This window comes from Pseudorhodoplanes sp. (assembly GCF_059499825.1).
Map to the genome: position 1 here is coordinate 202,538 of NZ_JCABZI010000005.1, position 22,416 is coordinate 224,953.

The following is a 22,416-nucleotide window of genomic DNA, read 5'->3' on the forward strand; positions in this document are numbered from 1 at the left end:
GGCCCGCGCGACGCGCGGGCACCTCAGGGTGACGGAGCTAGGTTCGTCGTGCCGCTGCATCACCGCGACTCAATCTCCAAGACCCGGCTCGATGCGCTGGCCGACGCCATGTTCGGCGTCGCCATGACGCTGCTGGTGATCGACATCCGGCTACCGGAGGCGTTCGATCCGAAAACCGGCGCCGAGCTGTGGCGCGCGATTACCGAGCTGCAGTCCAAATTCCTCGTCTATCTGATCACCTTCTTCGTGGTCGGCATGCGCTGGCTCGGCAACAGCAAACTCGCCGCCGGCCAGGAGACCGTGACCGGCCAGTTCGCGCGCTGGACGCTGCTGCATCTGTTCCTGATCACCTGCCTGCCATTCTCCACCATGCTGATCGGACGCTACGACGATCTCGCGCCGGCGGTCTGGATCTATGCCGCCAATATGGCGTTCGCGGCGCTGGTCTCGATCCGCCTCAACTCCATCGCCGACCATGAGGGCTGGCATACCGAAGGCCTGCGCGAGGGCACGCGCTCGCTATGGCTGCTGGTCGCGAGCGCGGCGCTGTCCGTGGCGATCAGCTTTTACGAGCCGCGCTGGTCGATGCTGGCTTATCTCCTCAACTTCGTCAGGCCACTGACGCATATCGGCGGTTCTCGCCACAAGGCGGCATCATGATCCGCGAGTCAGGCTCCCGGAACGGCGGCACGGATCGCGCGTTGCGGTCGTGTCATGACTGCAAACGCTACGGTAAAAGCCTACGGCTTCATGTTTCCCGATGACGGCGCGATCCCGAACAATCCGTCGCTGCCGTTATTGTTCTACCCGCGGGTGTTCGAACTGACGAGCGAGTCCGACCCTGCCGCAGCGATAGAGCGAACACTGCGCGCCAATCGCTGGGGCCGAAGCTGGCGCGACGGAGTGTACCCCTTCCCGCATTACCACCCGCGCATTCACGAAGTGCTCGTCGTCGCACGCGGGAGCGCGACATTGCGGTTCGGCGGCGCGCATGGCGAAAACTTCAGCGTCGAGCCGGGCGACGCGGCGGTCCTTCCCGCCGGGACCGGCCACCAATGCATCGAGGCATCGGAAGATCTTCTGGTCGTCGGCGCCTATCCGGCCGAGGGCATCTACGATCTTTGCCTCGGCACGCGGCCGGAATACGAACGCGCGCTGGTGAAAATACCGGGCGTGGCGCGGCCGGAGACAGATCCGTTTTTCGGGCGGGACGGCCCGCTGATCCGCGAATGGTCGTGACAGCAGCGGCCGGTTCTGATTGCATTGCCGCGATTGCCCCAGGTTCGCAGACGCGTGTCTCCCATGACGAATGCATTCCGCCTGCTGGTGGCGCTGATCGGCAGCGCCGTCTTGCTCACGACAAGCAACGCGCAATATGCGCGTCCCAAGTTCGAGATTGCTCCCGCCGCCGACCGGGGTTCGGGCATCGACCTCGGCGTGAATGCCGATCTGAAGGGCCGGCGGCTCCTGCCCGATGACAGCCCGTGGCACCGGGACATCTCCAGAGAGCCGGTTGATCCGAACTCGTCGCGCATCCTGGCGCGCATTGGCTGGGACAAGCCGCTGCATCCCGATTTCGGTACCGAATATGAAGGCGCGCCGATCGGCATTCCGTATGTGGTGGTGCCGGGCCATCAGCCGCGCGTGCCGGTCGCCTTCACCGAGGCGCCGCAGGAGAGCGATCCCGGCCCCTACCCGATCCCCGCCGACGCCCCAATCGAAGGCGGCCCGAACGGCAAGGGCGATCGCCATGTGCTGGTGCTCGATCGCGATGCGTGGGTTCTGTACGAACTCTTCAACGCATTTCCGGATGGCAAGGGCGGCTGGAATGCGGGCAGCGGCGCGATCTGGGACCTGAAAAAGAACCAGGAGCGCCCGGCGCGCTGGACTTCCGCTGACGCCGCGGGCCTGCCGATCCTTCCGGGTCTCGTCCGGTACGACGAGGTAGTCGGCGCCGGCAAGGTCGAGCACGCGATCCGTTTCACGCTGGTGAACACACGGCGCGCCTACATCCCGCCGGCGAGTCACTGGGCAAGCAAGGCATTCGATGACGACCTGGCGCCGATGGGCATGCGCATGCGTCTGAAGGCCGATTACGACCTGTCAGGCTTCTCGCCGGAAGCGCGGGTGATCCTGCAGGCGCTGAAGACCTACGGCATGATCCTCGCCGACAATGGCAGCGACAATTTCATCACCGGCGCGCCGGACCCGCGCTGGAACATGGCGGCGCTGCGCGAGCTTCGCCGGGTGACCACGAAAGACTTCGAGGTGGTGGAAATGTCCGGTCTCGTGGCCGATCGGCCGAGGCGATAGCCGGTAGCTTCGGCCCGGCGCAGCACGCTATAAGGCCGCATGAGCGACTGGATTACCTTCTTCGATTCCGATCACGCCATCTATGTGAATGCGCGGCACAAGCAGGTGCACGCCATTATCACCGGCGATGGCATGCTCGATCATATCAATGACGGCGACCGCGTGCTGGATTATGGCTGCGGCGAGGCGGCCTATGCCGAGCGGCTGCTCCGCAAGGCCGGGCAACTGACGCTGTGCGAAGCGGCGCCGACCTTGCGCGAGCGCCTGGCCGCGCGCGTCGCGCATCAGCGCAGTATCGCGGTGCTGTCACCGGAAGCGGTCGCGGCGCTGCCGGACGGCTCGTTCGACGTCATCGTCATGCATTCGGTGTCGCAATATCTGTCTCCAAAGGATCTTGAAGATCTGCTCGCGGAATTTCGCCGCCTGCTGCAGCCGGCCGGCAAGCTCGTGATCGGCGACGTGGTTCAGCCCGATACGCCGGCCTGGAAGGATGCGCTGGCGCTGCTCCGCTTCGGATGGCGCGACGGTTTCTTCCTCGCCGCACTCCGCGGACTCATGCGCACGGTGTTCTCGGATTATGCGAAGCTGCGCAAGAATGCCGGACTGACGCGCTACAGCGAACAGGAGATGACATCCAAACTGGGCGCTGCGGGCTTTCAGAGCGCGCGCGCCGCGCGCAATATCGGACATCTGCAGACACGGATGACCTTTGTCGCGCGCAGGGAACCGGCGGCAAGTTAACCCTAACAGAGTGTATTCAGCATAAACGTTAGCTGTAGGGCCGTGCTGTGCTTGCCCGCAATCACCGCTCCGTTATCGTCGGCGTTGGCCCGGTGGCGGAGCGGAGACGCAAAAGGTCCTGCAAGACCTTATCTTAGCCTGGTTCGAATCCAGGCCGGGCCTCCAGTTTAGAAGGCGGGACTCGATGATCATCGAGCCCCGCCTTTTCATTTCCGACGCGTATCAATTTCAGCGAGCCGCTGCCTAGCGGTTCTGATCGCTCTGCCGTCCACCCTGCCCCGGCTGGCGATCCTGCTGACCGCCCTGCTGACCACCCTGGCCCGGGTTCTGGCGTTGCTGCTGATTGTCGCGGTCACGGTCCTGTTGGCCGCCCTGCTGGCCGCCCTGTCCGCCTTGCTGGTTCTGCTGATTGTTCTGGCTCATGGCTTTCTTGCTCCCTTGCGGAATGATCTCCGCAGCGAGCCAACGTTGCTGACGCGCAGCACGTTCCGTTATGTGAAATGACACAGAGGAACCATCGGTTGGCTTGTCGCTTCATCCTGTAGGCAACAGGAGGAGCATCCATGACCGAGAGCAGAGAAACCTACGACCTGATCGGCAGCGACAAGGTCGAAGGCACCAACGTTTATGGGCCGGACGGCAACAAGATCGGATCGATCGAGCGCGTGATGATCGGCAAGCGTTCCGGGAAAGTCGATTATGCCGTGCTGAGCTTCGGCGGCTTTCTGGGCATCGGCGACGAGCATTACCCGCTGCCGTGGGCCTCGTTGAAATACAATACCGAACTGGGCGGCTACCAGACCCACATCACCGAGGATCAACTCAAGGGCGCGCCACGATACGCCAACGAGAATGAGTGGGATTGGAACGATCCGGCGCGCGGCCGCAAGGTGTCGGATTATTACGGGACCGCCTGGGCGTATTAGCGGCAGGCGTCGCCGAGCGTTCAACCACCCGATATGAAAGAACCCGGCTCGCGCCGGGTTCTTTTTTTTTGGGGGCCAAAAGGTCGCGGTTGCGTTGAACCGTTTAACGCGCGTCAAAGACCGCGAACCGCGCCCGGCTGCTGATCCGGTGCGCCATTGGGTTGCGACGGCTGGTCGCGCTTCATTGAGCCGCGTGCGTCCTGTTGCTGCATGCGCGGCAACTGCTTGTCCGGCGGCACCGGATCGACCAGCGGCAGGTCTTCATTCGGGTGAGGCTCGGGCGGACTTTCGACCGGATAGGGTTTCTCGGGCACTTCCGCCGGCGGCTTGGGTGGTTGGATCGGTTCTTTTGCCATGAAGTTCAACGCCGCTCCGCGCGACAAGTTTCCTGCCGTTGTTGAAGGTTACCGCGCAGGCGCCCGGCTAAGCGTCAAGCCTTTGCCGGGATGCGGGCAATGACCTTGATCTCGAAATCGAAGCCCGCAAGCCAGGTGACGCCGACTGCCGTCCAGGCGGGATAAGGCGGCTCGGGGAATATCGTGTTCTTGATTTCAAGGACCGTATCGAACTGACTGCCCGGATCGGTATGAAAGGTTGTCACGTCGACAATGTCGTCCAGTCCGCAATCTGCGGCCGTCAGCGTGGCGCGGAGATTGTCGAAGGCCAGCGCGACCTGTCGCTTGAAATCCGGCTCTGGACTGCCATCCTCGCGGCTGCCGACCTGGCCGGACACGAACAGCAGATCGCCCGAGCGTATGGCGGCCGAATAACGATGCTTGTCGTACAGCGCCCTGCGACCGGGCGGAAACACGGCTTGCCGTTTGGTCGTGCTCTCATCGTCCATCGTTGTCGCAATCCGTATTGTTGCTATTGCGCCTCGCCGACCGTATCCGCCATCGCTGCGCCTCGTGTGCCGAGCGGCTTCGGTGAGCCGGTGGTGGTGTCGCGTGCCGTCTGGTGCTCGATCTCGGCATTGATCTCAGCCCCGAGCAGGATCGCGATGGAAGTCAGCCACAGCCACATCATCAGGCCGATACCGGCGCCGAGCGAGCCGTAGGTGGCGTTGAAATCTGCGAAGTTTGACAGATACCATGAGAACAAGGCCGAGCCCGCGATCCACAACACCATCGCGACTACGGCGCCGACAGTCAGCCAGCGCCATTGCGCGTGCTCGCGGCTGGGACCGAAGCGATACAGCACCGCGAGACCGAGCACGATGACGATCATGATCGCGGGCCAGCGCAGCCAGGCGAAGGCCCATTCGGCCCAGCCGCCGATGCCGAGCCACGCGAAAACCAGCGGCAGCACGATCACCGCGCTGATGGCGAGCAGCAGAAACACCAGCCCGGCCAGGGTCAGCGCGAGCGTCAGGAGATTGAGCTTGATGAAGCCGCGCTTCTCGGTCTCGCCATAGATCACGTTGAGCGCATCGATCATGGCCTTCATGCCGGCATTGGCGCTCCACAACGCGATCAGGAAGCCGACGATAAAGGCCGTGCTCAGTCCGCCGCTGCTGCCCTGCGCGATCCGGGTGATCTGTTCTTCCACAATCCCGAAAGCGCCCTGAGGCATCAACGCCGCAACAAAAGCCAGATGGCGAGAAATGGTCGCCGCCTCGGAAAACAGCGCATAAGAGGATACCAGCGCGGTAATCGCCGGAAACAAGGCGAGCAATCCGTAGAAGACGACGCCAGCCGCCACCGCCAGCAGGCGGTCATTGCCGATCCCGGCGACGACGCGCCATCCAATGTCCTTCCAGCCCGTCAGTGGAATCTGGAGCGGAGATTCGGCGCGGCGGCCGCGCCCGGATTGCGCCGCGCGATCGCGCTGCTCGGCGGGCGTCCCGTCGACCTTGGTTTCACCGAAGAATGCGGATTTCTCCCGCGTATGGACGTCAATGCCGGACGGCGCGTCCAGACCCGCGGCCTGCGGCATGTCCGGACGTGGATCGCGCGGCTTTGCCGCAGCCCGGGCGGGGCTGCCCCCGCCGAAGCGGGCGACCGCATAGGCGGCCGCCATGACAAGACCCTGCACCCATAAGGGCGTGGGCCGGGTTTCCGCGTTTTGAGCCTTGTGCGCCTGTACGGACATGAAATCCCGGATTGGCCGAAAATTTGGGTCCGCAGACCGGTGCGCGGCCGGCCGAAGGCAAGCCTGTTCCGCCAACGCAAAGCAGCCGTGAAAGTTGCGGGAATCGGCCGCTTTTGCCTTCCCCCACGTCCGATTCTGGTCTAGACACCGGCCCGCGCGGGGCATTAGCCGTCCCGCCCGGTGGCCAAGGACGCGCGCAAGGCGCGCCCTTTTTTTATGCGCGAGCCGCCCCCGGACATGTAGCGGAGCCGATGCCCAAAAGAACCGACATCAAATCGATCCTGATCATCGGCGCAGGCCCAATCGTCATCGGACAGGCCTGCGAATTCGACTATTCCGGCACCCAGGCCTGCAAGGCGCTCCGCGAAGAGGGTTACCGGATCGTTCTGGTCAATTCCAATCCGGCCACGATCATGACCGATCCGGAACTGGCCGACGCCACCTATATCGAACCGATCACGCCAGAGATCGTTGCGCGCATCATTGAGATCGAACGTCCGGATGCGCTGCTCCCGACCATGGGCGGGCAGACCGCGCTGAATTGCGCGCTGTCGCTCAAGAAAATGGGCGTGCTCGACAAGCTCGGCGTGCAGATGATCGGCGCCACCGCCGAAGCGATCGACAAGGCCGAAGATCGCGAGCAATTCCGCGAGGCGATGAAGAAGATCGGGCTGGAGACGCCGCGTTCCGCGCTCGCCAATGCCTCGATCCTGAAACAGGCCGACCGCGAAAAACAGACCGCCGAAATCGCCGCGATCAAGGCGAAGAAACTGCCGGCGGGGGAAGAGGCGAAGGCGCTCGCTGCCTTCAACACAAGCTGGGCCGCGGGCGAAGCCGAGCGCAAGAAGAAATACATCGAGCGCGGATTGATCGAGGCGCTGGAAGCGCTGACGGTGATCGGCCTTCCGGCGATCATCCGGCCGTCCTTCACGCTGGCCGGCACCGGCGGCGGCATCGCCTATACGCGCGAGGAGTTTCTCGACATCATCGAGCGCGGGCTCGATGCGTCTCCGACCAACGAAGTGCTGATCGAGGAATCGGTGCTCGGCTGGAAGGAATTCGAGATGGAGGTCGTCCGCGACAAGGCGGACAATTGCATCATCGTCTGCTCGATCGAAAATCTCGATCCGATGGGCGTGCATACCGGCGACTCGATCACCGTCGCGCCGGCGCTGACTTTGACGGACAAAGAATACCAGATCATGCGCGACGCCTCGCTGGCGGTGCTGCGCGAGATCGGGGTCGAGACCGGCGGATCGAACGTGCAGTTTGCGGTCAATCCGGCGGATGGCCGCCTCGTGGTCATCGAGATGAACCCGCGGGTGTCGCGCTCCTCCGCGCTGGCCTCGAAGGCGACCGGCTTTCCGATCGCCAAGGTCGCGGCCAAGCTCGCGGTTGGCTACACGCTCGACGAGATCGCCAACGACATCACCGGCGGCGCGACGCCGGCGTCGTTCGAGCCCACCATCGATTATGTGGTGACGAAGATTCCGCGCTTCGCATTCGAGAAATTCCCGGGTGCCTCGCAGGTGCTGACAACCTCGATGAAATCGGTCGGCGAAGCGATGGCGATCGGGCGCAATTTCCAGGAATCGCTGCAGAAGGCGTTGCGCTCGCTCGAAACCGGCCTGACCGGACTGGATGATATCCAGATCGAGGGCGTGGACGAAGGCGACGACAAGAACGCGATCCGTGCCGCACTCGGCACGCCCACACCCGACCGGCTGCTGAAAGTCGCGCAGGCGATGCGGCTAGGTCAGGATGACGAGACGATCCACGAAAGCTGCAAGATCGATCCGTGGTTCCTGGCGCAGATCCGCGGCATCATCGACACCGAAGCGCAGATCAAGGCCCGCGGTCTGCCGACGACGCCGGGCGCGATGCGCCGGCTGAAGGCGATGGGCTTTTCCGATGCGCGGCTCGGCAAGCTGACCGGGCAGAGTGCAGCCGATGTGACGGCGAAGCGCCATGCGCTCGACGTGCGGCCGGTGTTCAAACGCATCGATACCTGCGCGGCGGAATTCGCTTCGCCCACAGCCTACATGTATTCGACCTACGAGACCCCGTTCGCCGGCAAGGCGTCGAACGAGGCGGCCCCGTCCGATCGCAAGAAGGTCGTGATCCTGGGCGGCGGCCCGAACCGGATCGGCCAGGGCATCGAGTTCGATTATTGCTGCTGCCATGCCTGCTTCGCGTTGAAGGATGCGGGCTACGAGACCATCATGGTCAACTGCAATCCGGAAACCGTGTCGACCGATTACGACACCTCGGATCGCCTCTATTTCGAGCCGCTGACTGCGGAAGACGTGCTGGAGATCATTGACGTCGAACGCTCGCGCGGGACGCTGCATGGCGTGATCGTGCAATTCGGCGGACAGACGCCGCTCAAGCTCGCGGAAGCGCTGGAGAACGCCAAGGTGCCGATCCTCGGCACCTCGCCCGACATGATCGACCTCGCGGAAGACCGCGACCGCTTCAAGAAGCTGCTCGATCAGCTCGGCCTGAAGCAGCCCGAAAACGCCATCGCCACCTCTCCCGAGGATGCGCGCAAGATCGCCGGCGAGATGGGCTTCCCGATCGTGATCCGGCCGTCCTACGTGCTGGGCGGCCGGGCGATGGAAATCGTGCATGACGTGCACCAGCTCGATCGCTATCTCGCCCGACTGATCGGCGATCTCGACCGCCCATCCGAACTCGTGGTGTCGGCGAAGCGCCCGCTGCTGCTCGACCGCTATCTGTCGGACGCCACCGAAGTCGACGTCGATTGCATCGCCGACGGCAAGGACACGTTCATTGCCGGCATCATGGAGCATATCGAGGAAGCGGGCGTGCATTCGGGCGACAGCGCCTGCGCGCTGCCGCCGCATTCGCTCGATGCCGGGATGATCGCGCGGCTCGAGGAGCAGACCCGCGCGCTGGCGCTGGCGCTGAAAGTCGGCGGGCTGATGAACGTGCAATACGCGATCAAGGATCGCGACATCTATGTGCTGGAGGTCAATCCGCGCGCCTCGCGCACGGTGCCGTTCGTCGCCAAGGTGATCGGCCTTCCGGTGGCCAAGATTGCTTCGCGGGTGATGGCCGGCGAGAGCCTGGCGAGCTTCAGCCTCAAGCCGCCGCGCATCGAGCATATCGGCGTCAAGGAAGCGGTGTTCCCGTTTGCCCGTTTCCCGGGTGTGGATACCGTGCTGGGGCCGGAGATGAAATCCACCGGCGAGGTGATGGGCATTGCGCGGAGCTTCGAGACCGCCTTCGCCAAGTCGCAGCTGGGCGGCGGCACCCGCGTGCCGCGGTCCGGCACCGTGTTCGTCTCGGTCCGGGATTCCGACAAACCGCGGATTCTGGAGGCGCTCCGGACGCTCGTCGGCCTCGGGTTCCGGATCATCGCCACCTCCGGCACCAAGCGCTACCTGGACGGGCACGGGGTGCCTTCGACCAAGATCAACAAGGTGCTCGAGGGCCGGCCGCACATTGTAGACGCTATCAAGAACGGCGACGTCCAGCTGGTTTTCAACACCACCGAGGGGGCCCAGGCTCTGGCGGATTCGACCTCGCTCAGGACCGCAGCCCTCTTGCATAAAGTCCCGTACTACACCACTCTTTCCGGAGCCGTCGCGGCAGCGCGAGGAATAAAAGCCTTCCTTGAGGGAGATCTCGAAGTCCGCGCGCTGCAGAGCTATTTCGGCGGCCGGAACTGAACAAGTCCCGGCGTGTTGGGTGACGGTTGTTTTTTGACAGAGGTTCCGATCGCGTGCCGGACAAATCCGCGTCGGCCTGCGATCATCACTTTTGTCTCTATCTGCCCGAAAGGGCGCGCTCCAAGGGCCGGGACCGGCCGCAGGGGCTGGAGGTTGGATGACGATGGACAAGATCCCGATGACCGCAGCGGGCTATACGGCTCTTGAGACCGAGCTGAAGCATTGCCAGCAGGAGGTGCGCCCGCGCATTATTCAGCAAATCACCGAGGCGCGCGGCCACGGCGACCTCTCGGAAAATGCGGAATATCATGCCGCCAAGGAGGCGCAATCGCATAACGAGGGCCGCATCGCCGAGCTCGAGGACAAGATGGCGCGGGCCGAGGTGATCGACGTCTCCAAACTGTCGGGCGATACCGTGAAATTCGGCGCGACCGTCACGCTGATCGACGAGGATACCGAGAAGAAGCAGGTCTGGCAGATCGTCGGCGAACCTGAGGCCGACGCCAAGTCGGGCCGCATCTCGATCTCGTCGCCGCTGGCGCGCGCGCTGCTCGGCAAGAAGAAGGGCGCCAATGTCGAGGTGGTCACACCCGGCGGCGCCAAGGCTTACGAGGTGCTGAAGGTCGAGTGGCGGTAACGCCCCGCAAACGCTTCACGCTGGTCTGTTGAAAATCGCCGGGCGCCTGCCCGGCGATTTTTTTTCAGAAATCGAAACCGCCGCAAGACGGCTTGCCGATGTACCGGCGCACCACGGGCGGAACGCATCGGGTTGCCGAGGCTCGTTCGATCCGGCACCTCACACGTGATAGCGGCGCGATTTCACGCCGCTATCGGATCATCGTATTCGGGATGAACAGCGCGATCTGCGGGAACAGGATCAGCAACACGATGCAAACCGCCATCGCCGCCCAGAATGGCATGATCCCCTTGAAGATCTCGCCGATCGGCGTATCCGGCACCAGGCCCTTGACCACGAACACGTTGATGCCCACCGGCGGGCTGATCAGGCCCATCTCCAGCACGATCACCATGATCACGCCGAACCAGATCAGGTCGAACCCCAAGGCGTCGACGATCGGGATCACGATCGCAAGCGTCAGCACGAGGATGGAAAAGCCCTCGAGGAACATCCCGAGCACGATGTAGATCAGGATCAGGGCGAACAGGATCAAATAGCGCGGCAATTCCATCGCGAGCAGGCCCTGCGCCAAGGCCTCCGGCAGGCCGCTGAGTGCGAGGAACGGCCCGAATACGAATGCGCCGATCAGGATCAGAAAGACGAATGCGGTGGTCTTCACCGTATCGATCAGGATGGTCGACAGCGACTCCCAGGTGATCGTCCGGCGCCACAGGGCGAGCCCGAAGGACAGGAAGGCGCCGACCGCGGCCGCTTCGCCCGGCGTGAAGGCGCCGACATAAATGCCGCCGATGCTGATTGCGACAATCGCGATCATCGGCCCGGACTGCATCAATGTACGAAGGCGCTCCTCGCGGCTTGCCCGCGCGCCCGGCGGTCCGATCTCGGGCTTGAAATAAGTCCAGATCATAATGGTCACGATGAAGAGCAGCGACAGCAGCAATCCGGGCAGGAAGCCGGCGAGGAGCAGCCGGCCGATCGATTGCTCGGTAAGGATCGCGTAGATGACGAACGCGGTGCTGGGCGGGATCAGGATGCCAAGCGTGCCTCCGGCGGCGACCGTGCCGGTGGCGAGGCTGTCAGAATATTTGTAGCGCTTCATTTCCGGCAGGCACACGCGTCCCATGGTGACAGCCGAGGCGATGCTCGATCCCGAGACCGCAGCAAAGCCCGCACAGGCCGCGATCGTCGCCGATGCAAGCCCGCCGCGCAGATGCCCGAGCCAGGCATAGGCCGCGGAATAGAGGTCGCGGCTCATGCCCGAGACCGCCGCGCAATTGCCCATCAGAACGAAAAGCGGAATGACGGCCAGATCGTAGACGGTGGAATAGGAATACGGCGCATTGCCAAGCGACGACAGCGCCGCCGGGATGCCGTTGAGCCAGGCGAAGCCGGAGATGCCGACCAGCAGCATCGCGATGCCGATCGGCATGCGCAGCGCCAGAAGGATCAGCATCACGACGATACCGATGACCCCGATCATCTCCCGGTCGAGTGTCATTTATGCATGCCGTTGCTCACCGGGCGGTGGCGCAGTGCCTGCCAGCCCTGAATGGACATCACCACCGCAAAGACAAGCGAACAGAACGCCACCGCGAAGCGGAACGGATAATGCGGCATGCGCAGCATGTTGCTGGTCTGGTTGAGCGTGGCCAGCGCCTCGAGAAGCACGCGCCACGCGATCAGCGCGAACAGCGCCGCGCCGATGAAAGACAGCGCAGCGGGCAGGAAGCGCAGCCACGGGCGGTCCAGCTGCTTCTCGAACAGATCGACGGAGATATGCGCCCCGACCCAAGCGGTATACGGCAAGGCGAGGAAAATGATCAGCGACATCGAGAATTCGGTGACTTCAACCGAGCCGCTGAACGGCCGGTTGAAAGCATACCGCATCATCACGTCCGCGACGGTGTAGACCATCACGAACAGCAGGATGAAGCCACTCGCGAGCGCGAGGGCGCGTAGTGCGCGCTCGAATGACTTCATCTTATCGCCGTCGCCCCCGCTCGGCCGTCACGCTGCTGCGCTTACACCGACATACCGTAAGCGCCAAGCAGACCCTTGGCCGGAATTCCCGCCTTTTCCGCCTCCGCCACCTTGCTAGCAATCAGCGGCTTGAACGCATCCATCCAGCGCTTGTGCTCGGCATCCGACAGCACGATCAGCTCACGATCCTTCTTGATCTGCTCGACCGCCATGCGGCCGCGCGCCTCGTAAACCTCTGTGCCCTTCAGGCTGAGGTCGAGGCCGGTGGTGCTGTCGATCGCCTTCTTTTCGTCGGGACCGAGCTTGTCGTAGCGCGCCTGGTTCATCGCGACCATGAACGGCGAGCGGCCAAGCGGCGCATTCAGCGTGAAGTAACGCGCAACCTCGATCAGCTTGAAGTCGATCGCGCCGGAGATCGGGATCATCGCGGCATCGACCACGCCGCGATCGAGCGAATTGTAGATCTGGTTCGCCGGCATATCGATCGGCACGGCGCCGAGCGCTTCGAGCTGCGAGGATTGCGCGGCCGACGGCGTGCGGATCTTCATGCCCTTCATGTCGTCAAGCGTACGGATCGGCTTCGACTTGCTCATCAGCGCCGCTTCGTCGTTGTTCCAGAGCGCCAGAACCTTGGCGCCTTTCAGTTCGGGGGACAGATATTTGTCGAGCGCGGCCCAGAGATTGCGCGTTCCCTTTTCGCCGGTGTTGGACAGACCGGGCAATTCGGTGAGCGCCATCCGCGGGAAATCATTCGACGTATATCCCGGCAGCGTGAAGCAGATGTCGGATACGCCCTGGATCATCTGGCGGTAGAGTTCGGGCGGCTTGCCGCCGAGCTGCATCGAGGGAAACAGCTTGATCTTCAGCTTGCCGCCGCTCCGCTTCTCGACCTCGGGAAACCATGCCGTAAAGACGTGATGCGGGATCGGATGGGACGGCGGCACGAATGTCGCGAGCTTCAGTTCGTCCTGGGCGAAGGCCGGGAACGGCAAGCCGCTTGCGGCCACCAGCGCCGAGCTGCCGGCAAGAAATGTCCGTCGTGTGAATTGCATGGTCGATTCCTCCCGAGGAACGGTTTCGCGCTGTCGAGCCATCCGGTTTTCCGGACATTATTCTCGGCTGCGCCGCGTCAACTTATTCGAACTTGATTATGGTACGGCGCGTTCGTCTCCCGACTTGTGGGGGCGATGTTATCGACAGGCCAATCGTTTGGAAGTGTCAAAGCGCCGCAGGCCGCGATCGCTCCATCGGCACCATCGCGGCGTCCTTGGACACCCGAAGCGTCAGCGATGTTTTCACATTGCGCACATGCGGCGCGCCGGTCAGTTCGGTCACGAAGGTCTGGAAGGTCGAAAGGTCGGGCGCCACGCATTTGAGGATGAAATCGACCTCGCCGGACAGCATCCAGCACTCCCGCACCAATGGCTGTGCGCGCACGAAGGCTTCGAACGCCGCCAGGTCGGGCTCCGCCTGGCTCGACAGATGGACCAGGGCGAAGACCGTGACCTCGTAGCCGAGCCGCTTTTCGTCCAGCAAGGCGCGATAGCCGCGGATGATGCCGGCCTCCTCCAGCGCCCTCACCCGGCGCAGGCAGGGCGGAGCCGAGATCCCGACCCGGCGGGCCAATTCCACATTGGTGATGCGGCCGTCCTCCTGCAGTTCCGCCAGGATTTTCCAGTCGATCGCGTCCAGTCGCGCGAGCATGCCGCCTCAGTCTCCGTTGGGGTCGCTTCCATACGACCATAGCCAGTTCGCCGCATTCACGAAATAAAATTGCGCGAAAACCCGTCCCGGAGCATTCCTTGCTTATCCCGGTTCTCCGGGTTGCGTTACTTGCATAGCTCCGGCAAATGCCTAAATTCCCTACGCGAGTGCGCGTGTTCCCGGCCCTGCCGCGGCGCTTTCGGCTTTTCCCGACGGATTTCAGATGTCCAAGACCACCCATGCCAAGGTTGTCATCATCGGCTCCGGCCCCGCCGGCTATACGGCCGCGGTCTACGCGGCCCGCGCCATGCTGGAGCCGATCCTGATCCAGGGCTATCAGCCCGGCGGCCAGCTCACGATCACCACCGATGTGGAAAACTATCCAGGCTTCGCCGATGTGATCCAGGGCCCCTGGCTCATGGAACAGATGCAGAAGCAGGCCGAGCATGTCGGCACCCGTATCGTGACCGACCACATCAACGACCTCGATACCTCCGGCCGGCCTTTTCGCCTGACCTGCGATTCCGGCGACATCTATCTCGCCGATGCCGTGATCCTCGCGACCGGCGCGCAGGCGCGCTGGCTCGGGCTGCCGTTCGAGGAGAAATTCAAGGGCTATGGCGTATCCGCCTGTGCCACCTGCGACGGCTTCTTCTATCGCGGCAAGGAGGTCATGGTGATCGGCGGCGGCAATACCGCGGTCGAAGAAGCGCTGTTCCTGACCAATTTCGCCAGCAAGGTGACGCTGGTGCATCGTAGAGACAGTCTGCGCGCCGAGCGCATCCTGCAGGACCGGCTGTTCAAGCACCCGAAGATCGAGGTGATCTGGGACTCGGTGGTCGACGACCTCGTCGGCAACGACAACCCGCACAAGGTGACCGGCGCATTCGTCCGCAACCTCAAGACCGGCGCCGTGACCGAACGCAAGGTCGACGGCGTGTTCGTTGCGATCGGGCATTCGCCTGCGACCGAACTGGTGCAAGGCAAGGTGGAGATGAAGCCGAACGGCTATGTCGCGACCGCGCCCTTCTCCACCGCGACCTCGGTGCCCGGCCTGTTCGCGGCCGGCGACGTGACTGACGATATCTACCGCCAGGCGGTGACCGCCGCCGGCATGGGCTGCATGGCCGCTCTGGAAGCGGAACGATTCCTCGCCGCGCAGGAAGGCTTGCGCGCGGCTGCAGAATAAAAGGCGGTGCCGCTTTGCTTCAGCAGCGATCACGTTTTGCGATGAGCGCCATGGATTGGGACAAGCTCAAGGTCTTTCACGCGGCCGCGGAAGCCGGAAGCTTCACCCATGCGGGCGAGCAACTCGGCCTGTCGCAATCGGCCGTGTCGCGGCAGGTGAGCGCGCTCGAGCAGGCGCTCAACGTGTCGCTGTTCCACCGTCATGCGCGCGGACTGATCCTGACCGAACAGGGCGAACTGCTCTATCGCACCGCGCACGAAGTGTTCATGAAGCTGGAATCGGCGCGCGCCAAGCTGACCGATAGCCGCGAGCGTCCGAACGGCGACCTCAAGGTCACCACCACGGTCGGGCTGGGCACGCATTGGCTGACGCCGAAGATCGGCGAATTCGTCGACCTCTATCCGGATATCCGCATCTCGCTGATCATGACCGACGAGGAACTCGACCTCGCCATGCGCGAAGCCGATGTGGCGATCCGCCTGCGCATTCCGACGCAACCCGACCTGATCCAGCGCAAGCTGTTCTCGGTGCATTTCCACGTCTATGCGTCGCCGGAATATCTCAAGCGTTTCGGCACACCGACCAAGATCGAGGATCTCGACAATCACCGGATCATGCTGCTCGGCGGCGGGAACATTCCGACCTTCCTGCAGAACCGCAACTGGCCGCTGGAAGCGGGCCGCGAAGGCAAGGCCGCACGCACGCCGGCTCTGGTCGTGAACAACATCCTGTCGCTCTTGCGTGCCTGCCAGCAAGGAATTGGTATCGCCCTGCTGCCGGATTACCTGATCGAGGAAAATGGCGGACTTGTGCAGCTGCTGAGTGAGTCCGATCCGATCACGCTGGATGCCTATTTCGTCTATCCGGAAGAACTCAAGTCTGTCGCCCGCGTGCAGGTATTCCGCGACTTCCTGGTGTCGAAAGCGCAGCGCTGGACCTTCTGATCGCTACGCATCACGTTACCTTCGGGAGCAGACTTGCGGGGCGCGCATGGCAGATCGTCTTGCGAGGCGCGCATGGCTGACCACCGTGACAATGCGTTGCGGGAAGCGCTGCGGGTGATCATACTTTTCAGATACTGGACGCGGGCGGCTTTCGAATCCTCCCAGATCGCAGGCCTTCGCGGACAGTGATTCCCCTCTGGAAGGTGATTGTCGGCCTCCCGCGCCGACATGAAACTCAACCGGGCCGCTCCCCTCGCGGCCCGGTTTTTTTTATGTGCGACACCGCACGCCGGAGCGTCAGCCGGACCGCCTCGCGCGCTTCGCCGGTGCAGCAACAAGACGCCTGGCCGCATGTGCCGCCGCAACGAAATAGCGGCGATGTCCATGAATCAGCGTCAACGCCATGGCGCCTTCCATCAGCAACATGATCTCGCAGGCGCGTCCGGCCGGATCGACGACGCGGGCGCGCGCCAACCGTTCGGCAAGCCAGCTTTCGGTCGTGCCCTTGACGCGGCGCGCAAGCGCGCGGGCCGGATGGCCGGGAAGATCTGCTAGCTCGATCGCCAGGCGCGTGAATCCCGAGCCCGACCATCGCGGCGTTGCATTGGCCCAGCCGGAAAGCTGACCGAAGAACGATTCAATCAGGCCGTCGCGATCTTGCGGCATGCGATCGCCGATGCGTTGCAGCCGCTGCGCTGCGAGCGCGTTGTGATGCGACATCACCGCCGCGAGCAGGTCGTCCTTGCTGCGAAAATAGGAATACAGCGTGCGTTTGGTCACGTCGGCCCGTGCAGCGATGGTATCGATTGAGGTGCGGGTGAACCCGGCCCGCCAGAAGCATTCATAGGCCGCATCGACGATGCGCTGTTGCGTGATTTCGGTTTTCCTGCGCATGGCCTGCGCTCCCGATAAATATACCGCACAGTGAGTTTACACCGGACGGCGGGATTGACACGCTCCATCGTCATTTTGCGGAGCGGACAATGCAACACAGTCCCCTCATCCTTCGCAGTATCACGGCGCGCGCGGTCGTGTTGAAACTGAAGCGCCCGATCGTGGCGCGGATCATGACCATTTCCGACTGGCCGCTGATCCTGATTGATCTCGAGACCGAGCAAGGGATCACCGGCCGCAGCTATGTCGGGCCGTACAACGCCGCGTCGATCCAGTATCTCTTGCCGGTCATTCGCGACTTCGGCGTTCTGTTCAGGGGCCAGCCCGTGGCGCCGGCCGATCTCTATGCGAACGCGCGGCGGTCGCTGCACCTGACGGGCTATTCCGGCGTGTCGATGATCGCGGTTTCGGCGCTAGACATGGCGGCGTGGGATGCACTGGCAAAGGCCGCGGGCTTGCCGCTCTGTGTGTTGCTGGGCGGCAGCATCGGACCGGTGCGAGCGTATAACAGCAATGGGCTCTGGCTCGCGGACGCGGCGGAGGTTGCATCGGAGGCGCCGGCACTGCGCGACGAAGGCGGCTTCCGCGGGTTGAAACTCCGGCTCGGACGCAACCGGCTTCGCGACGATGTTGCGGCGATCGAGGCGATCCGGAAAGCCGTCGGCGACGACATCGACCTGATGGCGGATTTCAACCAAGGGCTCGACATGGCCGAAGCGCTCGCGCGCTGTCCGGCGATCGACGATCTGGGACTGACCTGGATCGAGGAGCCGATCCTGTACGAGAATTTTTCCGGAGCCGCCAAACTGGCCGCGCAGCTCAAGACGCCGGTCCAGCTCGGCGAAAATTTCTACGGTCCGCGCGATCTTGCCGATTCGCTGGCTGCGAAGGCCTGCGACTTCGTTATGCCAGACCTGATGCGGATCGGCGGCGTTACCGGATGGCTGCGGGCCTCCGCGATCGCCGGTGCCGCAGGCATCCCGATGTCGACCCACCTGTATCCGGAATTTTCCGCCCACACGATGCGGGTGACCGAAACCGCGCATTGGCTGGAATGGCAGGACTGGGCGGAGCCGATCCTGCAGCGTCCCTTCGCAGTAAAAGACGGGATGATCGAGATCCCGGACAGGCCCGGCGCGGGTATCGACTGGGATGAGGAGGCGGTGGCGCATTACGCGGTCGATGCGTAAGCCCTGCGGCTTTATGGCAGCCCGCGCTCGCATGCGATCCCTTGCAAGTTTTGCGGCAGGCCCCTGTAATCGACGACGTTATTCAAAACGGGGTCGACACCATGCGCAATATTCTGCTCGCGTCCCTCTTCGTTTCCCTCGCCGCCGGTCATGCACTGGCGCAGGATCGCAAGGTCATCTCAACGCCCAATGCGCCCGAAGCCATCGGGCCCTATTCGCAGGCGATCCGCGCCGGCAAGACGATCTATCTCGCCGGCCAGATCGCGATCGACCCGCAGACCAAGGAATTGAAGAAGGGCACCATTGAGGAAGAGACCAAGCTGGTGCTGGAAAACCTGCAGGCCGTTCTCGCCGCCGAGGGACTCGGCATGGAACACATCGTCTCGACGTCGGTGTTCCTGAAGGACCTGAACGAGTTCGGCAAGATGAACGGCGTCTACGCGACGTTCTTCAAGACGAACCCGCCGGCGCGCGCGACGGTCGAAGTGGCGCGGCTGCCGCGCGATGTGAAGGTCGAAATCTCGGCGATCGCGGTGGCGCCGTAACCAGCTCGTAATCCCGGAACGCGGGCTCGGACACTGGATTCCGGGTTCGCGCGTTTCAGCGCGCGCCCCGGAATGACCGTCACGCATAGAGCCGCTCGTTCTCCATGCCCTTGTAAAGATCGGCGACCCATTCGCCGTAGCCGTTGAACAGCAAGGTCGGCACGCGCTTGCCGCCATCGCCGATCACTTCCTCGGTCGCCTGACTCCAGCGCGGGTGGTCAACCTGGGGATTGACGTTGGCCCAGAAGCCGTATTCGCGCGCCTGCAGATGCTCCCAATATCCTTTCGGCCGCTTGTCGGTGAAGTGGAAGCGCACGATCGACTTCACCGACTTGAAGCCGTATTTCCACGGCACCGCGAGACGGAGCGGCGCACCCATCTGACGCGGCGCCGGCTTGCCGTAAACGCCGGTCACGAGGAAGGCGAGATCGTTGTTGGCCTCTTCGATCGTGAGGCCTTCCGTATAGGGCCACGGGTACCAGGTCTGGCGCTGACCGGGCGCCATCGATGGATCCTTGAAGGTCTCCATCTGCAGATACTTTGCCGACGACAGCGGCTTGGCGAGTGCGACGAGCTTGGCGACCGGAAAGCCGGTCCACGGAATGGTCATGCTCCAGGCCTCGACGCAGCGCAGCCGGTAGACGCGCTCCTCTAGCGGCATTTTCCGGATCAGGTCGTCGATGCCGATCTCCATCGGCTTTTCGACCATACCGTCGATCTTCACCGTCCATGGCCGGATCTTCAGCGCCTGCGCGCGCGATGCGATCGCCTTGTCGCCGCCGAACTCGTAGAAATTGTTGTACGTCGTCGCGACCTTTTCCTCGGTCAGCGGACGATCGACGGGATACGTCGTGTTCGCCTTGGCCGGATAGAGATCGGCTGTCGGATCGGGAAGATTGGCGACGTCAGCGAGACGCTGCGCGTTCGCTTGCCCGAGAGACAGCGCACCGATGCCGCCCACGGCACCCGCCAGCAGCGCGCGGCGGTTCAGGAACAAATGCTCCGGAGTCACCTGGCTTTCCGGTATCTCCCAGCCGCGGCGGCGGATGATATTCATCGCGTGTCTCCAGATTGGCCCTCGTCAGGATGACATACGCAGCCCGATCCATCGCCGCAAATCACGCATCCGCGAAAGGAAAATGATGGTTCCGGGACGTAACAAGCGGCAGGCCAAGCCCGAATAGCTAAATGGCCCTGTGCGTGACGCGCACCGACAGCGCGCCCGGCGTCAGGGCAAATGCGCGGCGACGATCGCGCGGCCGGCTTCGATGAAGTTGCAGGCGGGCCCTTCGTGCCCCGTGCTCTGGGTGCAAACCAGCGCGCCTTCGAGCAGCATGAACAGTTGATCGGCGAGAAGTTCCGGCTTCTGCGCCCCCGCCTTGCGGCACAGGGCGGCGAGTTCGCCGCGGCCATCCTGCTTGCATTGCTCGATGACGCAGCGTGCCGGGTGGCCCTTCTCCGGCAATTCGACCGCCGCATTGGCCAGCGCACAGCCCCGCGATGTCGGATCGCTGACATTGCGCGCGGCTTCGACCAGCCACGCCTCAAGCTGCGCGCGCGGGTTCCCCGGATGCGCCGCCTCCAGCGCCGACCAGACATCGTGCTTCTCGGCCGCCAGACGCCGCAGATATTCCGCCACCAGCGCGTCCTTCGAATCGAAGTGGCGGTAGAGCGTCATCTTGTTGGTGCCGGCCGCCTCCGCGATCGCATCCACGCCGACCGCCCGGATCCCGTGGCGATAAAACAGGTCGCGGGCCGCGGCGATGATCCTGTCGCGGGGCGGAAGCTTTTCGGAAACCTCAAGTTTTTCAGCGGTCATGGCGAAGGATCGACTTTGTGGTTCGTGACCCCTTGACAGGGGTGTTACCGGTCAGTAACTAGCAGGTGTTACCGGTCAGTACCATAGTCAAGTGGTGCCGGCCAGTCCGAAATCCCCCGACCGGAGCCTCGACAATGCATTTCCCCATCTACGGCAATTATACCGCAGCCGAAAGGGCGGCGCGGATCCGTTCCATGGCCTTTCCTGAGATTCTCGCCGATCCGCTGGTGCGCATGGTGATGAAGGCCGACGGGGTCGATCCCGGCACGCTTGCCACCGAGCTGTCCGGCATCGCCGCCACCCTCGAACCGGCGGGCCCCGAAAGCGAGCGCTGTCCCCTGATGGCCTGCTGCTGACCCCGTTCTGACGTGGCGTAGCCTCCCGCCACGCCACTGCGCCGGACGGACTCGTCGTCCCCGCGGAGAGCCGTCCGGCGCTTCCCTCTCCATCGCAGCTTTCTTTCATCAAAGGATCCCGACCATGAGCCCGACCCTGGCCGCCACCAAGGCGCCTGCCGCAACCACGCGCGAACCGCTGTTCGAACCCTACCAGCTCGGCCCGCTGCCTCTGTCCAACCGCGTCGTGATGGCGCCGATGACCCGCAGCCGCGCGCTTGAGGGCAATGTGCCGAACCCGCTCGCGGAAACCTATTACCGGCAACGCGCGAGCGCCGGACTGATCATCTCCGAGGCATCGCAGGTCAGCCCGCAGGGCGTCGGCTATATCCGCACGCCGGGCATCCATTCCCCCGAGCAGATCGCGGCCTGGCGCAAGATCACGGCAGCGGTGGCGCGCGAGGGCGGCAAGATCTTTCTGCAGCTCTGGCATGTCGGGCGCATTTCGCATCCGGATTTCCATGACGGCGCGCTCCCGGTTGCGCCCTCGGCGATCACGCCGGAGGGCGAGGTCTTTACCGCGCAGGGACCAAAGAAAATGGTGACGCCGCGCGCGCTGGACGCCTCCGAGCTTCCCGGCATCGTCGAGCAATTCCGCAAGGCCGCCGAAAACGCCAAGGCCGCGGGTTTCGATGGTGTCGAGATTCATGGCGCCAACGGTTATCTTCTCGATCAGTTCACCCGCGACGGCGCCAATCAGCGCACCGACGACTATGGCGGCCCGATCGAGAACCGCGTGCGCTTCCCGCTCGACGTCACACGGGCGGTGATCGATGTGTGGGGCAAGGAGCGGGTCGGCTACCGCGTCTCGCCGACCGGCCCCTACAATTCGATGGCGGATTCCGATCCGCGCGCGACCTTCTTGCATCTCACGCAGCGGCTGAGCGAACTCGGCATCGGCTATCTGCACGTCACCGAGCCGGTGAATGCGCAGGACCGCGTGACGCCGCATCTGCGCAAGGCGTTCAAGGGCACCTTCATCGTCAATGGCGGCTATGACGAGGCGAGCGGCAATGCGGCGATCGCGAGCGGCGAAGCCGATCTGGTCGCCTACGGCGTGCCGTTCCTCGCCAACCCGGACCTGCCCTACCGGTTCGGCAAGAAGGCAAAGCTGAACGCGCCGGACCAGGCGACGTTCTATACCGGCGAGGACAAGGGCTACACCGACTATCCCGCACTGGCGGAGTGAGGGCTTACTCTTCTCTCGACACGAATGCGGTGCGTTCCCTCCCCCCTTGCGGGGGAGGGTTAGGGAGGGGGGTAAGCTACAGGGTTTTGCGTTTGCGGCTTGGGCCCCCCCCCCCACAAATAGGCCAAAAACAAAAATTTTAGCAACACCCCCCCCGGGGG

24 protein-coding genes and 1 tRNA gene are annotated in these 22,416 nt (G+C 63.6%); 14 read left to right on the top strand and 11 right to left on the bottom strand.

Annotated features, from left to right (window positions below; all coding sequences use genetic code 11):
- The first annotated feature begins 48 nt into the window (after window positions 1-48).
- From AC5I5I_RS08110 to AC5I5I_RS08130, 5 genes are all read left to right on the top strand, one after another.
- Window positions 49-660, top strand: coding sequence for a TMEM175 family protein (locus tag AC5I5I_RS08110; protein WP_495971732.1), 612 nt, complete (start codon window positions 49-51; stop codon window positions 658-660).
- 54 nt (window positions 661-714) lie between these two features.
- On the top strand, window positions 715-1,239 hold the full coding sequence (locus AC5I5I_RS08115; RefSeq protein WP_495971734.1) for a cupin domain-containing protein: 525 nt from the start codon (window positions 715-717) through the stop codon (window positions 1,237-1,239).
- Between the two features lie 63 nt (window positions 1,240-1,302).
- The gene (locus tag AC5I5I_RS08120; protein WP_495971736.1) at window positions 1,303-2,313 is read left to right on the top strand and encodes a hypothetical protein; all 1,011 of its coding nucleotides are present in this window, start codon (window positions 1,303-1,305) and stop codon (window positions 2,311-2,313) included.
- Between the two features lie 39 nt (window positions 2,314-2,352).
- Window positions 2,353-3,054, top strand: coding sequence for a class I SAM-dependent methyltransferase (locus AC5I5I_RS08125; protein ID WP_495971738.1), 702 nt, complete (start codon window positions 2,353-2,355; stop codon window positions 3,052-3,054).
- Window positions 3,055-3,140: 86 nt separating this feature from the next.
- Window positions 3,141-3,219: transfer RNA gene (locus AC5I5I_RS08130), tRNA-Ala, on the top strand.
- A 78-nt stretch (window positions 3,220-3,297) separates the two neighbouring features.
- Here the strand turns inward: AC5I5I_RS08130 and AC5I5I_RS08135 are convergent.
- On the bottom strand, window positions 3,298-3,477 hold the full coding sequence (locus AC5I5I_RS08135; protein WP_495971740.1) for a hypothetical protein: 180 nt from the start codon (window positions 3,475-3,477) through the stop codon (window positions 3,298-3,300).
- Between the two features lie 140 nt (window positions 3,478-3,617).
- Between AC5I5I_RS08135 and AC5I5I_RS08140 the strand changes: the two genes are divergently transcribed.
- Window positions 3,618-3,980 (top strand): PRC-barrel domain-containing protein, encoded by a 363-nt coding sequence (locus AC5I5I_RS08140; protein WP_495971742.1) that lies wholly within the window; start codon window positions 3,618-3,620, stop codon window positions 3,978-3,980.
- 113 nt (window positions 3,981-4,093) lie between these two features.
- Here AC5I5I_RS08140 and AC5I5I_RS08145 read toward each other — a convergent pair whose 3' ends face one another.
- The 3 genes from AC5I5I_RS08145 to AC5I5I_RS08155 form a co-directional block, all read right to left on the bottom strand.
- Window positions 4,094-4,336 carry a hypothetical protein gene (locus AC5I5I_RS08145; RefSeq protein ID WP_495971744.1) on the bottom strand — a complete coding sequence of 81 codons (243 nt, stop codon included), beginning with the start codon at window positions 4,334-4,336 and terminating at the stop codon, window positions 4,094-4,096.
- Between the two features lie 74 nt (window positions 4,337-4,410).
- Window positions 4,411-4,824 carry a RidA family protein gene (locus tag AC5I5I_RS08150; RefSeq protein ID WP_495971746.1) on the bottom strand — a complete coding sequence of 138 codons (414 nt, stop codon included), beginning with the start codon at window positions 4,822-4,824 and terminating at the stop codon, window positions 4,411-4,413.
- Between the two features lie 23 nt (window positions 4,825-4,847).
- Window positions 4,848-5,999 carry a YihY/virulence factor BrkB family protein gene (locus AC5I5I_RS08155; RefSeq protein WP_495971748.1) on the bottom strand — a complete coding sequence of 384 codons (1,152 nt, stop codon included), beginning with the start codon at window positions 5,997-5,999 and terminating at the stop codon, window positions 4,848-4,850.
- Between the two features lie 323 nt (window positions 6,000-6,322).
- Here AC5I5I_RS08155 and carB point away from each other — a divergent pair, with 323 nt between their 5' ends.
- Together carB and greA are read left to right on the top strand one after the other, a co-directional pair.
- The gene (gene carB, locus AC5I5I_RS08160; protein ID WP_495971750.1) at window positions 6,323-9,766 is read left to right on the top strand and encodes a carbamoyl-phosphate synthase large subunit; all 3,444 of its coding nucleotides are present in this window, start codon (window positions 6,323-6,325) and stop codon (window positions 9,764-9,766) included.
- A gap of 163 nt (window positions 9,767-9,929) precedes the next feature.
- The gene (gene greA / locus AC5I5I_RS08165; protein ID WP_495972555.1) at window positions 9,930-10,403 is read left to right on the top strand and encodes a transcription elongation factor GreA; all 474 of its coding nucleotides are present in this window, start codon (window positions 9,930-9,932) and stop codon (window positions 10,401-10,403) included.
- A 190-nt stretch (window positions 10,404-10,593) separates the two neighbouring features.
- On the opposite strand, the gene AC5I5I_RS08170 is transcribed toward greA, so the two are convergent.
- From AC5I5I_RS08170 to AC5I5I_RS08185, 4 genes are all read right to left on the bottom strand, one after another.
- A complete protein-coding gene (locus tag AC5I5I_RS08170; RefSeq protein ID WP_495971752.1) occupies window positions 10,594-11,904 on the bottom strand; it encodes a TRAP transporter large permease in 1,311 nt (436 codons plus the stop codon).
- Window positions 11,901-12,386 carry a TRAP transporter small permease gene (locus tag AC5I5I_RS08175; RefSeq protein WP_495971754.1) on the bottom strand — a complete coding sequence of 162 codons (486 nt, stop codon included), beginning with the start codon at window positions 12,384-12,386 and terminating at the stop codon, window positions 11,901-11,903. Before AC5I5I_RS08175 ends, AC5I5I_RS08170 begins: the two co-directional genes overlap by 4 nt.
- A gap of 41 nt (window positions 12,387-12,427) precedes the next feature.
- Window positions 12,428-13,438 carry a TRAP transporter substrate-binding protein gene (locus AC5I5I_RS08180; protein WP_495971756.1) on the bottom strand — a complete coding sequence of 337 codons (1,011 nt, stop codon included), beginning with the start codon at window positions 13,436-13,438 and terminating at the stop codon, window positions 12,428-12,430.
- A gap of 166 nt (window positions 13,439-13,604) precedes the next feature.
- Window positions 13,605-14,090, bottom strand: coding sequence for an Lrp/AsnC family transcriptional regulator (locus tag AC5I5I_RS08185; protein ID WP_495971758.1), 486 nt, complete (start codon window positions 14,088-14,090; stop codon window positions 13,605-13,607).
- A gap of 223 nt (window positions 14,091-14,313) precedes the next feature.
- Between AC5I5I_RS08185 and trxB the strand changes: the two genes are divergently transcribed.
- Both trxB and AC5I5I_RS08195 read left to right on the top strand, forming a co-directional pair.
- Window positions 14,314-15,279, top strand: a complete 966-nt coding sequence (trxB, locus tag AC5I5I_RS08190) for a thioredoxin-disulfide reductase (protein WP_495971760.1) — start codon at window positions 14,314-14,316, stop codon at window positions 15,277-15,279.
- Between the two features lie 50 nt (window positions 15,280-15,329).
- Window positions 15,330-16,223 (top strand): LysR family transcriptional regulator, encoded by an 894-nt coding sequence (locus AC5I5I_RS08195; RefSeq protein ID WP_495972557.1) that lies wholly within the window; start codon window positions 15,330-15,332, stop codon window positions 16,221-16,223.
- 297 nt (window positions 16,224-16,520) lie between these two features.
- On the opposite strand, the gene AC5I5I_RS08200 is transcribed toward AC5I5I_RS08195, so the two are convergent.
- The gene (locus tag AC5I5I_RS08200; RefSeq protein ID WP_495971762.1) at window positions 16,521-17,117 is read right to left on the bottom strand and encodes a TetR/AcrR family transcriptional regulator; all 597 of its coding nucleotides are present in this window, start codon (window positions 17,115-17,117) and stop codon (window positions 16,521-16,523) included.
- An 89-nt stretch (window positions 17,118-17,206) separates the two neighbouring features.
- Here AC5I5I_RS08200 and AC5I5I_RS08205 point away from each other — a divergent pair, with 89 nt between their 5' ends.
- Entirely contained in the window at window positions 17,207-18,307 is a 1,101-nt protein-coding gene (locus tag AC5I5I_RS08205) for an enolase C-terminal domain-like protein (RefSeq protein ID WP_495971764.1), read from the top strand.
- Window positions 18,308-18,408: 101 nt separating this feature from the next.
- Entirely contained in the window at window positions 18,409-18,852 is a 444-nt protein-coding gene (locus AC5I5I_RS08210) for a RidA family protein (protein WP_495971766.1), read from the top strand.
- Between the two features lie 79 nt (window positions 18,853-18,931).
- Here the strand turns inward: AC5I5I_RS08210 and msrP are convergent, their stop codons facing one another.
- Both msrP and AC5I5I_RS08220 read right to left on the bottom strand, forming a co-directional pair.
- Window positions 18,932-19,909: a protein-methionine-sulfoxide reductase catalytic subunit MsrP gene (gene msrP / locus AC5I5I_RS08215; protein WP_495971768.1), complete on the bottom strand. Its 978-nt coding sequence runs from the start codon at window positions 19,907-19,909 to the stop codon at window positions 18,932-18,934.
- A 171-nt stretch (window positions 19,910-20,080) separates the two neighbouring features.
- Complete coding sequence (locus AC5I5I_RS08220; protein ID WP_495971770.1) at window positions 20,081-20,671, bottom strand: TetR/AcrR family transcriptional regulator; 591 nt, start codon at window positions 20,669-20,671, stop codon at window positions 20,081-20,083.
- A gap of 134 nt (window positions 20,672-20,805) precedes the next feature.
- Between AC5I5I_RS08220 and AC5I5I_RS08225 the strand changes: the two genes are divergently transcribed.
- A complete protein-coding gene (locus AC5I5I_RS08225) occupies window positions 20,806-21,027 on the top strand; it encodes a hypothetical protein (protein ID WP_495971772.1) in 222 nt (73 codons plus the stop codon).
- A 124-nt stretch (window positions 21,028-21,151) separates the two neighbouring features.
- Entirely contained in the window at window positions 21,152-22,255 is a 1,104-nt protein-coding gene (locus AC5I5I_RS08230) for an alkene reductase (protein WP_495971774.1), read from the top strand.
- Window positions 22,256-22,416: the final 161 nt, after the last annotated feature.